The organism is Flavobacterium sp. NRK1, from assembly GCF_024054175.1.
Lineage (GTDB): Bacteria > Bacteroidota > Bacteroidia > Flavobacteriales > Flavobacteriaceae > Flavobacterium.
Window position 1 is genome coordinate 3,006,622 of sequence record NZ_JAMXLA010000001.1, and the last position, 16,027, is coordinate 3,022,648.

A 16,027-nucleotide genomic window follows, 5' to 3' on the forward strand; every position below is an offset into this window, starting at 1 on the left:
TCATGGAATTTAAAAATAAATTCATTGCCTGGATTGCTTTATTGCTTATCCAGACGATGGGTATGGCTCAAACATCAGGAGCTATAACACTCACTATAAAACAGGCTGAGGAGCTTTTCTTTAAAAACAACTTTATGTTGTTAGCCCAGCAATACAATATAAATAAGGCTGATGCTGCTATTATTCAGTCTAAAGTATATCCTAATCCGGAAGTAACTGCTGATATCATTGCCTATCAGGCTCAGGATAATGCCTATTTCCCTACAGGAAACAGGGGTAATTTTGCTGCCGGTCTGGAGCAGGTAATTGTAATGGGCGGTAAACTCCGTAAACAAATAGAGATGGCTAAACTCGATAAAAAAATAGCTGAATCGGAACTTACAGATCTTACCCGAAATCTTCAATTGCAAATATGGGAATCATTTTATACGCTTCATCATCAGCAAAAAATTATTGAAAAGTATAATAAACTATTAGATAAGTTGCAGTCTCTTATTGAAAGTTATGAAGTTCAGGTTTCAAAAAATAATATAGCACTTAAAGATCTGGTTCGTTTAAAATCTGTTTATGTAAAAATAAACAATGACAAATCTGAAGAAAGTAAAATACTCATAGAAGAGCAGCAAAAACTAAATATTCTTTTAGGAACATCTGCGACAATTCAGACAACCTATACAGGTACTGAAGCCGATTTTTATTCCACAAAACCTTTATTGTATGATTTATTACTAAATGAATCATTAGAAAACAGGCCTGATTTTAATCAGGCCAAACTTGAAATAGAATCGGCAAAGATGAATGTTTCACTACAAAGAAAAATGCTAATACCTGATGTTACATTAAGAGCCGGATATAATCAGCAAGGTGATGCTTTTAATAATCAGTACAATATCGGGCTTGGTATTCCATTACCAATTTTTGACAGGAACCGGGGTAACATACAAGCGGCAAAAGTTAATCAGGAACAGCAGACCAAAAATGTTTCTTACAAAGAACTTGAAATACAAAATCAGGTATTGGCTGCATGGCAAAACTACACAAGAAGTGTAGATGAATATAAAAACATAGGGAAACTTGTTAATAATGATTTTGATGCTGTTTATAATGGAATGACTTCTAGTTTCCAGAAAGGGAATGTATCTATGATTGAGTTTGCCGATTTTTTTGAGGCCTATAATGAAGCTCAGACAGAAGTGGAAAGAGTTAAAAAAGAACTCGCACTTGCAGCAGCCCAAATTAATTATGTAACAGGAATAAACAATTTTTAATTATGAAAATGAAAACATTTAAAAATATACTTCTTTTTGCATTTGCAGTATCATTAATAACTGCCTGTTCAAAAAAAGAGGAAACAACTACAGAAGAGAGCAAGAAATTTGTAATGAGCGATACGATGTACAATACCAGCACTTTTGCTGATGCCACGACAGAAGATGCTCAAAATGAAATTAGATTATTTGGAAAAGTAACAGCGGAGAATAATAATATGGCGCAGGTTTTTCCGGCTGTAGGCGGAAGCGTTTTAAGTATAAAGGCTGAACTTGGCGATTATGTGAAACAAGGACAGCTACTGGCAAGTATTCAGAGTAGCGAGGTGGCAGGCTATCAGAGCCAGACCAGTGATGCTGATGCTAATGTTAGCATTGCAGAGCGTAACCTGCAAAGTATAGAGGACATGTATGAAGGCAAACTGGCTTCGGAAAAAGAACTGGTAATGGCTAAAAAAGAACTTGATAAAGCCCGTGCTGAAAAAGAAAGAATGACTGAAGTGAATAAGATTTATCGTTTAAAAAGCGGATCTGTTTACAACATGTATGCTCCAATAAGCGGCTATGTGGTTGCTAAAGATATCAGCCCTAACGAAATGCTTAGCAATAACAGGGATGAAGCTGTATTTACAATTGCCAAGCTGGATAATGTCTGGGTACTGGCAAATGTAAATGAAAGTGATTTAGCTACGATTAAACAGACACAGGATGTTAGCATACAAACGATTGCTTATCCTGAAAAAAAGATCGTAGGGAAAATAGACAAGATATTTAATGTCATAGACCCTCAGACAAGAGCGGCTAAAGCCTTAATTAAAGTTTCTAATAGCGATGGTTTATTAAAGCCTGAAATGAATGCTACCGTAACGGTACATTATTCTGAAAATGTAAAACACATTACTGTTCCTTCTGCGTCGATAATTTTCGATAAGAATAAAAACTTTGTAATGGTTTACAAGACAAAAGATAATATTGAAACCCGAGAGGTTACTGTTTACAGGGCACTCGATGATAAAACCTACCTATCGGGAGGCCTTAAAGAAGGGGAAAAGGTAATTGTTAAAGGCAATTTACTGATATATGACGCTATAAACGATTAAAATTAAACAGCAATGAACAAGTTAATTAAAGGCATAATAGGGTTTTCCCTACGCAATAAGCTGTTTACTTTTTTTTGGATTGGAATAGTAATTATTGCAGGTATTATAAGCTATAAAAATATTCCGGTTGAAGCATTTCCGGATGTTACTAACACACAAATAATAATTGTAACGCAATGGCCAGGGCGAAGCGCAGAAGAAGTTGAGCGTTTTGTTACTTCTCCCGTTGAGATTGCAATGAACTCTGTACAGAAAAAGGAAAACGTGCGTAGTATTACAATGTTTGGCCTTTCTGTAATAAAGATAATTTTTGATGATGGGGTAGATGATTTCTTTGCCCGTCAACAGGTTAATAATCAGTTGCAAAATGTTCAGTTACCGGAAGAAGTTGAACCCGAAGTTCAACCTCCATACGGACCCACCGGTGAAATTTTCAGATATACATTAAACAGTAAGGAGAAGGATACACGTGAACTGCTTACTATACAAAACTGGGTTATAGACAGACAGCTAAGGGCTGTACCCGGCATTGCAGACGTTGTTGCTTTTGGCGGACGCGAAAAAACATATGAGGTTGAAATAGATCCTATTTTATTGCAAAAATATGAGCTGACTTCTCCTGAAGTATATGATGCAATAAGTAAAGCCAATGTAAACGTAGGCGGAGATATTATTGAAAAGAACGGACAGGCGTATGTTGTTCGTGGTATAGGTTTACTGGATTCCCGTACAGATATTGAAAATACTATAGTAGCACAATCTGATGGCAACCCGATTCTGATTAAGAATATAGCAAAGGTTACAGAATCTAACATTCCGCGGGTTGGGCAGGCAGGACTTAATGACAATGATGATGTGGTTGAAGGTATTGTGGTTATGCGTAAAAATGAAAACCCATCGGAAGTATTGGCACGCCTTAAAGAAAAAATTGAATATATACAGGCCAATGTTCTACCCAAAGATGTAAAAATGGAAACATTTTACGATAGGGACAGGCTTATGGAATACTGTACACATACAGTTACCCATAACCTTGTTGAGGGTATTATTTTGGTTACTGTTATTGTTTTCTTATTTATGGCAGACTGGAGGACAACAATTATTGTATCGATAATTATTCCGTTGGCATTGTTGTTTGCCTTTCTCTGCCTTAAACTGAAGGGTATGAGTGCCAATCTTCTTTCATTAGGAGCTGTGGATTTTGGTATTATTATAGATGGTGCTGTCGTCATGGTCGAAGGGCTCTTTGTAACGCTCGATCATCTGCAGAAGGAAGTAGGGGAGGAACGTTATAATAAACTTTCTAAACTTGGACTAATACGTAAATCAGGTACCAAACTGGGTATTGCTATTTTCTTTAGTAAACTTATTATTATCTCAGCATTACTACCCATCTTCTCTTTTGAAAAAGTAGAAGGCAAAATGTTTTCTCCCTTAGCATGGACCCTTGGTTTTGCTTTATTAGGAGCATTAATATTTACACTAACACTTGTACCTGTTTTATGCTCAATATTGCTTAATAAAAATGTAAAAGAGAAGCATAATGTTTTTGTGGAGTTTTTCAATAAAATAGTTTCAAAAGGACTTAACCTGACATTTAAAAATAAGAAAGTATCTATTATAATTTCATTATTAATATTAGGAGTAACACTTTTCTCTACGCGATTTTTAGGATCGGAATTTCTGCCACCGCTTAATGAAGGTGCGCTTTGGGTTACTGCAGAGTTGCCGATTAGCAACTCACTTACAGAGAGTGTTAAGATGGCTAAGATTATTCGTAAAGAACTTAAAGAATTTCCTGAGGTTGATGACGTTTTATCTCAAACCGGCAGGAGTAATGACGGTACTGACCCGAATGGATTTGGTTTCCTTCAGTTTCAGGTTGACCTTAAACCAAAAGACGAATGGACAAGAGGTGTAACACAGGATGAACTGATAGAGGAAATGAACAATAAACTTAGTCGCTATCAGGGTATAACATGGAATTATTCTCAGCCTGTTGTAGATAATGTTGCAGAGGCTGTTGCCGGATTTAAAGCTTCTAATGCTGTTAAGATATATGGCGACGATTTACAGGTTTTAGATAAATTAGCCAATGAGGTAATGGAAAAAATAAAGCATGTTGATGGTGTTAAAGATGTTGGTGTGCTTCGTAACCTTGGTCAGCCGGGCATCAGTGTTAAATTTGATGAGGAAAAAATGGCTTTATATGGCGTGCAGAAAAGCGATGCACAAAGTATTATAGAAATGGCTATTGGAGGTAAAACAGCTACGCAGAAGTATGAAGGCGAAAAGAAGTTTGATATAAGACTTCGTTATCAGAAAGATTACCGTAAAGACGAGCAGGACATCATGAATTTAATGGTGCCAACACTTAGAGGAACTAAAGTGCCTCTTAAAGAAATAGCTGCATTAACTACTGAAACCGGGCCTGCGCTTATTTACAGAGATAATACAAAACGTTTTATTGGTGTTAAATTCTCGGTGCGTGACCGTGACCTAGGCAGTACCATTGCAGATGCTCAGGCGAAAGTTAAAGCCGTTAAAATTCCGGAAGGCTATTCTATAGGATGGACAGGTGAATATGAAAATCAAATAAGAGCTAGTTCTAAGCTGGCTCAGGTAGTACCGGTATCGTTAGTACTGATATTTGTATTGCTATTTATAATGTTTGGCAATATTAAAGATTCACTTTTGGTATTGGTGAATGTACCGTTTGCAGTAATAGGTGGTATTCTTGCCTTGCATATTACAGGAATAAACTTTGGTATATCTGCCGGTGTAGGCTTTATAGCCCTTTTGGGTATTTGTATTCAAAATGGTGTAATACTGGTGTCGGAGTTTCACACTAACCTCAAGAAAAAACTTTCACTTACCGATGCTATAATTGAAGGTGTAAAAGCAAGAACACGACCGGTAGTTATGACAGCACTTATGGCAGCCATTGGTCTTATGCCTGCAGCTTTGTCTACAGGTATCGGATCAGAGTCACAAAAACCATTGGCTGTTTCTATTATCGGTGGCTTAGTAACTGCTACAGTATTTACTTTATTGGTGTTCCCTAACTTTTTTTATTGGGCTATGCGCAAGAAACATCAAAATATGATGGAATAAAAATTTGTTGTTAATTGGTTTGGAAAAACCCGTTTGGAATATTTTTTTCCAGACGGGTTTTGTATTATAATTTATTTTCAAATTTCTAATCAGGTCTTATCCAGTGCCGCATTTTTGGAAATTCGTTATCGGTCATTTTATACCATTCTAAAAGTGGAAGCCCCATAAAATTACCACTGGTAAAATTATCTATAAACCATTTTGAATTTCCTTTATATCCGTTTTCATGAAACACAAAATCAGGCTTTAATTCCAAGTGGCTTAATGCTGCAAAAGACCATAAAATTGCAACTATTTCATCACCCTGAGTAGGCCATTCCTGAAGCATTTCTTGAGTTCCTATGAGCTTACGTTCTGATGGTGATGTTACAGCTATATGTCCTGCTTCATGTAATATATCTCCCGGATATTTTAATTTTTTATGATCAATATAAATACAATCAGGGCCAAGCATTAAACCGGGTAAAAAAGTATCGTCATCAAGATCACGTTCAACTATCCTTATTCCGATTGATTCAAGAAATTTTACTATTGTGGTGTAATTTTGATCATACATTGTCCGGTATATTTAGCTGAAGCTAATTTAACTAATTTTCATTAGCTGCTATTTTTACTTCTCCGGAATTTTCTACAAATAGAGTTTGGGTAGGGTAAGCAAATTCAATTCCTTTTTCTTCAAAAGTCGAGAAGATGTCTAAATATACTGCTTGCTGATTATCCATATAAATATTGTAATCGGGATTATTTACATAATATACAAATTCAAAATTTAGACTTGAATCTCCAAATCCTGAAAAATGTCCACGATCAAACTGAAGATCAGATTTAGATTCTACAATTTGCTTTACCAGTTGTGGTATAGCTGCAAGCTGTTCTTTAGTAGTTTGATAAGTAACCCCAAGTGTAAATACTATACGCCTTTTTTCCATGCGTTTAAAATTACGAAGCCTGGAGTTGGTAAGGTCTGTATTAGAACATACCAGCTGCTCTCCGTTAAGGGTACGTATTCTTGTAGTTTTTATACCTATATATTCTATTATACCATTGTCATTACCAATAATTACAAAATCGCCAATTTCAAAAGGCCTGTCAAAAAAGATTACAAAATAGCTGAAAAGGTCTCCCAAAACAGCCTGTGCTGCCAATGCTATAGCAATACCACCAACACCAAGTCCTGCAACCAGAGTAGTAACATTATACCCCATATTGTCTATCAGGAAAATTATTCCTAATATCCATATCACAATGTTTACAATTACTATAAGCCCGGCGGCCTGTTTTTGCTTATCCTCACTATTTTCCCTCCGGTTAATAAAAGAGTAGATGAATTTTTTAAAGGCAGCACTTATCATTTTTAAAATAAAAAATGTAAAAGCTACCATATAAGCAATGTGAATAACATTAGACACTTTCTCATTTAATTCTAATGTTTTTAAGGCGAAGTAAACAGAACTTATATATAGTAAAGGAATTATGCTGCTTTCAATAATGCTTATTAAAAAATCATCCCATGTTGTAACTGTTTTTACTGACCATTTTTTAAGCCTTTTTATAACTATGATCTTAATTATTTTAATTGCTATAAAAGATATAATTATAATTCCAAGTGCAATTAACCAGGCCTGGGCAGTATTTCCTAAAAATTGTGATTCTAAAAAGTTGTTCATTATTTGTTTTTTATGTATTTGGTAATTAATACAGCAAACTCCATATAAATTAAATAGAAATTAATTGCCTAGTATAGCTGTATTGTTAATCTCATGGAGATGTATGAATTTCCGAAAATGGAAGTGTGGTACCCTTTTATATTAATTTAGGGCGGAGATGCACAGCAAAAGGCATGTATGTGTTGTGCCGTAATGTAATGATTACAAATTTATAAATATTAAACCGTTTAATTAGTTATAAAAATCAAAAAGTTATTTTTCATTTTTAAGACGTTTTAGCATTGATTTCATTTGTTTGATTTCTTCTTCCTGAGATTTAATGATTTGTTCGGAGAGTTTTTTTACTTCAGGATCTTTTATGTCTGCATGTTTACTCGTAAGTATTGCAGACGAATGATGAGGGATCATAGCACGCATATACTGTTCATCAGATATAAAAGTCTGCGTTCGTAAAAAGAATAATGAAAAACTAAATACTATAACTGCACTCAGAATAATAGCTGTATTTTTTTTACGGTTTTTATACATCATCGGCATTAATACTATCATTAGTACCGCCATAGGGGCAACCATTAATAAAGCCATATATAATCGTGTAAGGCTTAAAAAAATATGGCTGCCGTCATTTACATTTAAAAACATTACTGCATACATTATAATAAATGACAATCCCAGCATTAAAGGCATTTTTTTATAACTATCCATAAATTTAAAATTTGATTAATAAGATTAAATTACGCAATGATTCTTTAAAATATAAATAATTACAACACAGTAACTTAATATTAACATTGCTGTATGTTATGCTAATTTTATTTTATATCTTATTATTTTAGAGTATTTTTAAATTTTATAACCTTATTATAATGCAATTATAATGCACAAAAAATTAAATGAATTACAAGCCACAGCAATATGTGGTAATGATATAAGTTCTTCGTGTTTATATGTTTCTGCACTGACAATTGGCTTTGCAGGACAATATGCCTGGATCTCATTACTTATAGTTGCTTTGGTGTTATTTTTATTTAGAAAAATATATGTCGAAGTTGTTGGCGCACTTCCTTTAAACGGAGGGGCCTATAATGTTCTTTTAAATACATCAAGCAAAAAAATAGCTTCGGTAGCAGCTATACTTACTGTTCTGTCATATATGGCTACAGCTGTTATTTCTGCAAGCGAGGCTATGCATTATCTTCATAACATTTTTGGAGGCTTACCCGTAGAAATGGCAACTATCATCGTATTGGCGCTATTTACAATACTCGCTATTATTGGTATAGGAGAATCTGCAATTGTAGCAGTAGTTATTTTTCTTTTCCATCTAATATCATTAACATTACTGGTACTTACATCTCTTTACTTTGTTTTCTCTCATGGTTTTGATACATTTCATTTAAACTGGCAGATGCCTGTAAATCCAAGGGGTATTATATACACTCTTTTTTTAGGATTCTCGGTGGCTATGCTTGGTATTTCCGGATTTGAAAGCTCTGCAAATTTTGTAGAAGAGCAGGAGGTAGGAGTGTTCAGGAAAACCCTTCGTAATATGTGGGGTATAGTAAGTTTTTTTAACCCTGTTATAGCCTTACTTTTAATTGCTATAATACCCTTTATAGAATTAGGAGAACATAAAGAATCGCTTTTGGCATATATGGGGCATACAACAGGAGGTGAGTGGCTTTCATGGCTTATATCTGTTGATGCCGTATTAGTATTATGTGGAGCGGTTTTAACGTCATTCGTGGGAGTATCCGGACTTTTGAAACGTATGACACTTGACAGGATATTACCTAACTATTTTCTTAAAGAGAATAAAAACGGGTCATGCTACCGAATAATTATTACATTCTTAATTTTATGTATTTCTGTTTTAGTAGCAACTAACGGTGATCTCGAATCACTTGCAGGTGTATATACATTTTCATTTTTGGCGGTTATGGCATTATTTGGTATTGGTAACCTTCTGCTAAAAATTAAGCGTAAAAAACTGCCGCGTCCTGAAAGAGCTAACGGACTAATAGTAGTTATAGCAATAGGATTTATTGTTACTGGCTTTATAGGTAATATGCTTTTGAATGAAGATGCTTTTAAAACATTTATAAAATATCTTATTCCCGCATTGCTTTTTGTGATGCTTATGTTGAGCCGTTCTATGCTTATTCAGCTAAGTCTTGATCTGGTAGAATATTTTTATAATCCTATTAGAAAATTTGCAGTAATAAGTAACCGTTATTTAAGAAAACTGCATCGTAAGATCCATTCACAAGAATTTGTTTTCTTTACTAAGGGTGATAATGTAGCTATATTAAATAAGGTAATGCAATATGTTCAGAATAATGAAACTACCAGAAAACTTAAAATAGTAAACATTAAGAAACGAGAAGAATGTAACGAGGCCTTGAAGAAAGACCTGGAAGTACTTGACAGGGCTTATCCGGAAATACATATTGAATTTATTGAACTTGATGGCACATTCGGCCCGGAATTGATAGATGAGCTTTCTAAAAAATGGAATATACCTAAGAACTTTATGTTTATAGGTTCTCCGGGAGATAAATTCTCCTATCGCGTTTCTGATTTAGGGGGTGTAAGACTAATTATGTAATCAAAAAGATAAGTGTTGAGATCATGTAACTAAAGCATATTCAGCCTCTTCATTAATTCAGGTCGATTAGCCCTGCTTACAGGAACAACATCTTTTGCAATAAGTACGCTGTTATCTTCTATATCAACTATTTTTTTGATATTTATAATATATGTTCTGTGTACTTTCAGGAATAATGAAGAAGGTAGTTTTTCCTCAATTTTTTTGAGTGTAGAATGTACAATATAATTTTTGCTTTCTGTTTTAATATGTATATAATCACCTTTAGCTTCAATTAAATTTATAGAAGCAATATCAATCTTTATAAGCCTTCGGTCTATATTTACATAAAATTCAGTATTTGTGTCAGCAGGTTGTTCCTGTGGGGTAGTAGCTGTATTTTTTATAACAGGTTGTGGTGCATTATAAGATTCAGCTTTTTTAACAGCTTTTTGAAAACGGTCTTCTGTTATTGGTTTAACCAGATAATCTACAATACAATCATACTCAAATGCTTCTATGGCAAAATTCTTATCAGATGTTATCAGTATAACTGAAGGTGGATTTTTTATTGTCTGAATAAAATCAAATCCGGTAAATCCGGGCATGTGTATATCAAGAAAAATTAAATCTATATTCTCAGTATTCTGATTCAGGTATTTTATTGCTTCAATAGCACTTGAAAATTCTTCAATAAGTTTAATTGCAGGATGTTTGGAAATCATTTGTGAAATAATTTCCCTGGCCATTGCCTCATCATCTATTATTATGCAATTCATACAGTAATTTAAATTATAAAGCAGCAATAAAATTTTGCATCACAATCAGAATTTCCTCAAATTCTGATCTTAGATCTGCTGATTTGTTTTTAAGGTTATCTTCAAACTTTTCAGCAATATAATAACTTTTTTCCATTCCCAGAATACTAATTTTATGTTTAATCTTATGAACAAGTCCGGCAGCTTCAACAAACTCGGATATTTGAATTTTGCTATTATATTCGGTAATTTCAGAAGGCAGTTCTTTTTTTAAAATAGTAATAAGGCGCGCTTTAAAAGCCACATCTTCACCGGCAAGTTCATTAATATAATTAAGGTTTGGTGTCTCCATTTTTTTGTAATGTAAAGAAAAAGGTTGTTCCTTTATTTATTTTGCTATCTAACCATATTTCTCCATCATAAAACTGAACAATTTTTTTTACGATAGATAATCCTATACCGGAAGACTGATCTTTGCTGTCAAGCTTTGTAAAAATATTAAATATTTTATCATGATAAGCTTTGTTAATCCCCATCCCGTTATCTTTTACATAAAACTCGGTCACATTGTTGGCATTAATCTGAGATCCAATTTCAATTAAACCATTTTCTTTATCATTGTATTTTATTGAATTGCCAATCAGGTTTTCAAAAAGCTGCTTAAATCTGTAATAATTGCCATACATCTTTGGCAGTTCATTGTTTATTTTTAGTGTAATGTGGGATGGTATTATGATTGTCCTTTTTATTTCATCAATCAGTATATTAAAATCAATTACCCGGTCTTCAGAACTTAGTTTATCAATAGACGAGTAATCAAGTATACCTTTAATGAGCAAATCCATTTTTTCTACATTCAATAAAATAATGTCTAATGAATTTAAATTTTCAGGTGTAAGCTTATCTTTATTATCGTTTATAAACCACTCCATAAGAGTATTTATACTTCGTAAAGGGGCTTTAAGATCATGGGAAACAACATGGGCATAATCATTCAGTTCCTGATTTTGCAATTCAAGATTTTTTAGCAGTTCTTCCCTCTGCTTATTAATTCTTATAATTTCGTCCGATTGTTGTTTAATATATTCAATAGGATTAAAATTCTCGTATGATGATTGCTCATTTACATCAAGATTCATTGAACCTAATATAAATTCAAGATTTTTATTCACTTCAGAAAGTGTTCTTGCTTCTTCCCTCAGTTTTTCATTAGCAGTAAACAATTCATCAGAGCTTAATTTCATGGCCCTCTGAAGCATGCCTATCTGATCCTCATAATTACTATAGGAATTATTTACAGCATTTAAAAAGTTTTCCAGGCCTGCAGGCACATAATTGCCTAAATGTTTTGCTATTTGTCTTTTAAGTAGTGGATTCCTCATTCGCTTAGGAGGGTTAATGTCATTGTTTGATTATGCAGCTGGCTATAGTGGCTTCCCCCGAAAGGAGCTATTTCTCCATAAGAATAAAAGCCGGTTATAGCAGCAGTGTGACCTATGGTATCTTTTACTTGTTCTATTTCTTCTTCCACACGCTGATTCATAGCTAATTTGCGGCCTACACAGCTAATTAATATTGCAATTTCAGGTTTCGTTTTTCGTTGTTCCATAGCATATTCCGCAGCAAGAAGTGCTCCGTGGGCAATTCCGTCAATATTTGCCATCATTAATTGCACTTTAGAATTTTCAGGAACATCGCCTGCAAGTACCATTGATTGGTTTTCATTATCAATGCTTAATATGGTTCTTACCAGCGCCTGCTGTTTTTCAGGTGCTGTAACATTTAAAGGGTATAATAAAGATGCCTGTGGCAGCTCATCAGCTTTTTCACCAAGATATTTTTTATATAATTCTAATGCAGGCTGTCCGTCTATTTCGTATAAAATATTAGAATCAGAACGTGTAATAACTCTTTCAGGCCCAAATGGCTGCCATCCACCCGAACTTGCAAAACTTATTTCTAAAGAATCTCCGTAAAAACCAATAAGAATTACTTCTCCTTCTCTTGGCATTTCGTTATATGAAGCCAGTGTTTTTTCAAACCTGGCATCGTCGCCGCATATACCACCCGTAATAGAAATATTTTTATCTATATCATATTCAAGTCCATTTATTAGCGAGCTTCCATTTGTAAAGCTGCCTTCAGAAACCACAAATAAATGCTTTAAATTTTCTTTGGGCATTTCTGAATAGAGTTTTTTACCAAGTGCCGCTGCATCTTTATTATGGTCAAGAATATTTTCGGTCTTAACAATAAAACTGCTTTTTTCAAATTCTATGGCAGTTACTGATGCTGTATTATCGAAGACATTGGAATCCATTATTTCACCCGCAGTGGAACCAAAAACTATATGATTATAAGGAAATTCTTTTTTTATTTCTTCTATAAATGCCTTATTTTCAAGTATTATTCTATTTCCAAATACAAAGACTAACGGATTTACTAATAAAGATTTATCAGTAATATATTGCCATTCCAAATTCTCTTTTTTTAATGCCTGTACTATCTTCATAAGGTTTTATTTAAAGAGTAAAACATAAAAAACCGAGCCTTCGCCAAGTTTGCTTTCAATCCATATTTTGCCTTTATAGTAGTCTACAATTTTTTTTACTATACTAAGGCCAAGTCCTGTAGATTTTTCATTTTTTGTGAGTGACTGAAATGTTCTGAATATTTTTTCATGGTTTTCTTCGGCAATACCCGGTCCATTATCTTTTATAGAAAATATATTGTACTTTTTATGTTCTTCTACATCAATTTCTATTAATCCCTGAGGCTTATCTATATAATTTACAGCATTGCCAATAATATTTTGAAACAATTGTTGTATCCTGAAGCGATCAGCAGATATAGATGGCAGCTTTTTACAAATGCTTATTGCTATATGATCAGGAATATCTATTATATTAATAATATTAGTCACTATTTCGTCAACATTTATAATTTCAGAATTACTATCTCTGTTATCTATTTTAGAATAGGTCAATATCCCCTGAATTAAATGATCCATTTTTTCTATTTTTCCCTCAATCAGATCAAAATAATTATTAGCCTGATCGGTAAGCATTTCCCCATTTTCTTCTTTGATCCAAGATATTAGTGTGTTTATGCTTCTAAGGGGTGATTTAAGATCGTGAGATACAATTTGAGCATATTGTTCAAGGTCATTATTGCTTTTTTTAAGGCTTGCAACCAACTCTTCTCTTTCATCTTCAAGTTTCTTTTTGTCCGTAACATCTTCCTGAATGGCAAAGAATTTTGATATTTCACCAAACTTATTATATAATGCCTGCCCCTGAATTTTTACCCAGTATTTTCTTCCTGTTTTAGAATAGTTTATTATTTCGCACTTAAAAGGTTCACCTTTTTTTATTTGATTACTTAGATAGTTAACTGTTTCAGGATCACTTTCTTCGCCTTGTAATAAAATCCCGGGTTTTGTACCTGTCAGTTCTTCTGCGGTATATCCTGACATGGTAATAAAACTTGAATTTACCCATTCAATTTTACCTTCATTATCGCATATTACTACAGAATTGATATTTTTTTCGGCAATGAGGGAAAGTAAAATAAGCTGTTCTTCTTTTTCCTTTTCTTCAGTCATATCTTCAATAATTGCAAAATATTGAAGAAGTTTTCCATTGCTGTCATATACTGGCTGGCCCTTAGTTCTAGTCCAGAAATAACTGCCGTCTTTACGCGCATGGGTAATTTCTACATCAAATGCTTCACCCTTATAAAATAGATCAGCCATTCGCCTCAGGGCTTCTTTTTCAGTAGTAGGGGTTTTTCCAACTTCAATAGGTGTTCTCCCTATAATATCTTCTTTAGTAAAACCTGTTACTTTAAGATAGGCATCATTGCACCAGAATATTTTTGCGTCTGCATCTGTAAATACTATGGCACTTTTGTTGGCACTGGCAACTAAAGATAGCCGGTTTAGTTCTTCCCTGTCTTTTTTTAATTCCAGACTTTGCTTATTGTTAATCTTAAGAAGCGACTTAAGCTCTTTATTTGTAGTTTGTTGTGTATTTAAAATCTGTAGTAAGTCCAGTTGAGGATCATAATTTGCAAAATCAAATATTGTAAGATTGTTTTTTCTTACTTCTTCTAGAGATGCAAACCATGGTGAGCCAACAAATAAAATGTTATCATTCATTTGGGTAAACTGCCCCCTCATCAGCAAATCTTTATTTAAAATACTTTCTAAAATTATAAGCTGATTCAGATTTTCCAGAATGTTTTTTATATCCATTGTTTCCAGAAATGGCCGCTTAGATATAAAATATTCAGAAAGGTGTTTTCCTTTTTTTAAAGAAGGAAATAATTTAGCAATGCTTTTTCCAAACGATGTAATAACTAAAGCATCATCAAATAAAATGTAAAAAGGGAATATTGTATTAAAACTATCTTCACTAAAAGTAAGGTTATTCATAATTACCAGCTTATTTTGAAAACATCTTCAAAGTTGTTTTCATGTTTGGAATAGGCAAATTCAATCAATAAATCCGCATTAAAAGCTTTCATTAATCCGTTTAAATACCCTCTTACAAATTCTCTCATTGCATTGGTTTTTGAAAAGTAATGAAAAAGCATACTTTTCTCTTCCAGATTACTTATTCTAAATTCCGGAGGGGTGAGTTCTGGATAAATTAGCATAATACGATTATGAAAGTTAGGTAAATTTATTAAATAATCAATCAAATTATTACCCCTGCCTTCCATTATGTCCGGATATTTTTTGTGAGTGACTTTTATAAGGTATTCCCCAAAATTAAATAGTATAATGTTAATGTCAGTCGAAACATACTCAGACAGTATTTTGGCAAGATTATAAAGTGCCGCATCATTATAAGGTTGATCGATATTTGAAAAATCTATAGCGTTTGCACTTTTTGATTTTACTTTATATAATACTTCGGCAGAAAAGTTATCCAGGATATATTCCTCAATAGCCTTATAAATGATTCCATACATATTATATAGTTATTGAGATATTAATTCATTCAGGCTCCAGTATTCTATTAATTTTTTTACCCTCTCAACGTAGTCATCATATTTTAGAGGTTTTAAAATATATCCTGCAATCCCTAGTCTATAACATTCTAATAAATCTTTATGATTATTAGATGTTGTTAATATAATGGTCGGGATATATTTTAGAATATCATCTTTCTTTAAAATTTCTAAAAATTCTAAACCTGTAATTTTAGGCATATTAAGATCTAGAACTATAATATCAGGAACTATAGTTTGTTCTTTTAGAAGCAGTAATGCTTCTTCTCCATTATTAGCTTCTACTATTTTGTGATTATGCTCCAGGTTTTTTAAAACCTTATTGAATTTCATTACCTCAATAGTATCGTCTTCAATGAGTAATATATTTAATGATCTGGGCATAATATTTAAAGATGTAAGGTTGGAATTAATGAACAAAAATACTTGCTTAACCTTAATAAATCGTGAATTTTCGATAAGCTGTACATTATGTGTAGCCGAATGGACGGTTTTGTTCGGTGAATGGTTAATTCGT

Annotated in this window: 14 protein-coding genes; 4 read left to right on the top strand and 10 right to left on the bottom strand. The window is 33.2% G+C overall.

The annotated features are described in order from the left end of the window. Positions 1 to 2: 2 nt before the first annotated feature. Genes NHE85_RS13855 through NHE85_RS13865 form a run of 3 tightly spaced genes read left to right on the top strand, consistent with a single transcriptional unit; the run spans position 3 to position 5,482 of the window. The gene (locus NHE85_RS13855) at positions 3 to 1,268 is read left to right on the top strand and encodes a TolC family protein (RefSeq protein ID WP_252812737.1); all 1,266 of its coding nucleotides are present in this window, start codon (positions 3 to 5) and stop codon (positions 1,266 to 1,268) included. A gap of 2 nt (positions 1,269 to 1,270) precedes the next feature. Next, complete coding sequence (locus tag NHE85_RS13860) at positions 1,271 to 2,368, top strand: efflux RND transporter periplasmic adaptor subunit (protein ID WP_252812738.1); 1,098 nt, start codon at positions 1,271 to 1,273, stop codon at positions 2,366 to 2,368. Positions 2,369 to 2,380: 12 nt separating this feature from the next. Then, entirely contained in the window at positions 2,381 to 5,482 is a 3,102-nt protein-coding gene (locus NHE85_RS13865; RefSeq protein WP_252812739.1) for an efflux RND transporter permease subunit, read from the top strand. An 85-nt stretch (positions 5,483 to 5,567) separates the two neighbouring features. Here NHE85_RS13865 and NHE85_RS13870 read toward each other — a convergent pair whose 3' ends face one another. The 3 genes from NHE85_RS13870 to NHE85_RS13880 form a co-directional block, all read right to left on the bottom strand. Then, positions 5,568 to 6,038 carry a hypothetical protein gene (locus NHE85_RS13870; RefSeq protein WP_252812740.1) on the bottom strand — a complete coding sequence of 157 codons (471 nt, stop codon included), beginning with the start codon at positions 6,036 to 6,038 and terminating at the stop codon, positions 5,568 to 5,570. 31 nt (positions 6,039 to 6,069) lie between these two features. After that, positions 6,070 to 7,149, bottom strand: coding sequence for a mechanosensitive ion channel family protein (locus NHE85_RS13875; RefSeq protein WP_252812741.1), 1,080 nt, complete (start codon positions 7,147 to 7,149; stop codon positions 6,070 to 6,072). A 252-nt stretch (positions 7,150 to 7,401) separates the two neighbouring features. Continuing rightward, positions 7,402 to 7,854: a DUF305 domain-containing protein gene (locus tag NHE85_RS13880; RefSeq protein ID WP_252812742.1), complete on the bottom strand. Its 453-nt coding sequence runs from the start codon at positions 7,852 to 7,854 to the stop codon at positions 7,402 to 7,404. Positions 7,855 to 8,026: 172 nt separating this feature from the next. On the opposite strand from NHE85_RS13880, the gene NHE85_RS13885 reads away from it, so the two are divergent. Then, positions 8,027 to 9,757, top strand: coding sequence for an APC family permease (locus tag NHE85_RS13885; RefSeq protein WP_252812743.1), 1,731 nt, complete (start codon positions 8,027 to 8,029; stop codon positions 9,755 to 9,757). Between the two features lie 29 nt (positions 9,758 to 9,786). On the opposite strand, the gene NHE85_RS13890 is transcribed toward NHE85_RS13885, so the two are convergent. The 7 genes from NHE85_RS13890 to NHE85_RS13920 are packed head-to-tail and all read right to left on the bottom strand — an operon-like array spanning position 9,787 to position 15,894. Next, positions 9,787 to 10,515, bottom strand: coding sequence for a LytTR family DNA-binding domain-containing protein (locus NHE85_RS13890; protein WP_252812744.1), 729 nt, complete (start codon positions 10,513 to 10,515; stop codon positions 9,787 to 9,789). A 13-nt stretch (positions 10,516 to 10,528) separates the two neighbouring features. After that, positions 10,529 to 10,846: an Hpt domain-containing protein gene (locus NHE85_RS13895; protein WP_252812745.1), complete on the bottom strand. Its 318-nt coding sequence runs from the start codon at positions 10,844 to 10,846 to the stop codon at positions 10,529 to 10,531. Then, positions 10,827 to 11,876 carry an ATP-binding protein gene (locus NHE85_RS13900; protein ID WP_252812746.1) on the bottom strand — a complete coding sequence of 350 codons (1,050 nt, stop codon included), beginning with the start codon at positions 11,874 to 11,876 and terminating at the stop codon, positions 10,827 to 10,829. The genes NHE85_RS13895 and NHE85_RS13900 overlap by 20 nt, the downstream gene beginning before the upstream one ends. Further along, positions 11,873 to 13,006, bottom strand: a complete 1,134-nt coding sequence (locus tag NHE85_RS13905; RefSeq protein WP_252812747.1) for an FIST signal transduction protein — start codon at positions 13,004 to 13,006, stop codon at positions 11,873 to 11,875. Before NHE85_RS13905 ends, NHE85_RS13900 begins: the two co-directional genes overlap by 4 nt. Before the next feature lie 6 nt (positions 13,007 to 13,012). Next, positions 13,013 to 14,929 (bottom strand): PAS domain S-box protein, encoded by a 1,917-nt coding sequence (locus NHE85_RS13910; protein ID WP_252812748.1) that lies wholly within the window; start codon positions 14,927 to 14,929, stop codon positions 13,013 to 13,015. Between the two features lie 2 nt (positions 14,930 to 14,931). Further along, positions 14,932 to 15,471: a heme NO-binding domain-containing protein gene (locus NHE85_RS13915; RefSeq protein WP_252812749.1), complete on the bottom strand. Its 540-nt coding sequence runs from the start codon at positions 15,469 to 15,471 to the stop codon at positions 14,932 to 14,934. A gap of 9 nt (positions 15,472 to 15,480) precedes the next feature. Further along, positions 15,481 to 15,894, bottom strand: a complete 414-nt coding sequence (locus NHE85_RS13920) for a response regulator (RefSeq protein WP_252812750.1) — start codon at positions 15,892 to 15,894, stop codon at positions 15,481 to 15,483. Positions 15,895 to 16,027: the final 133 nt, after the last annotated feature.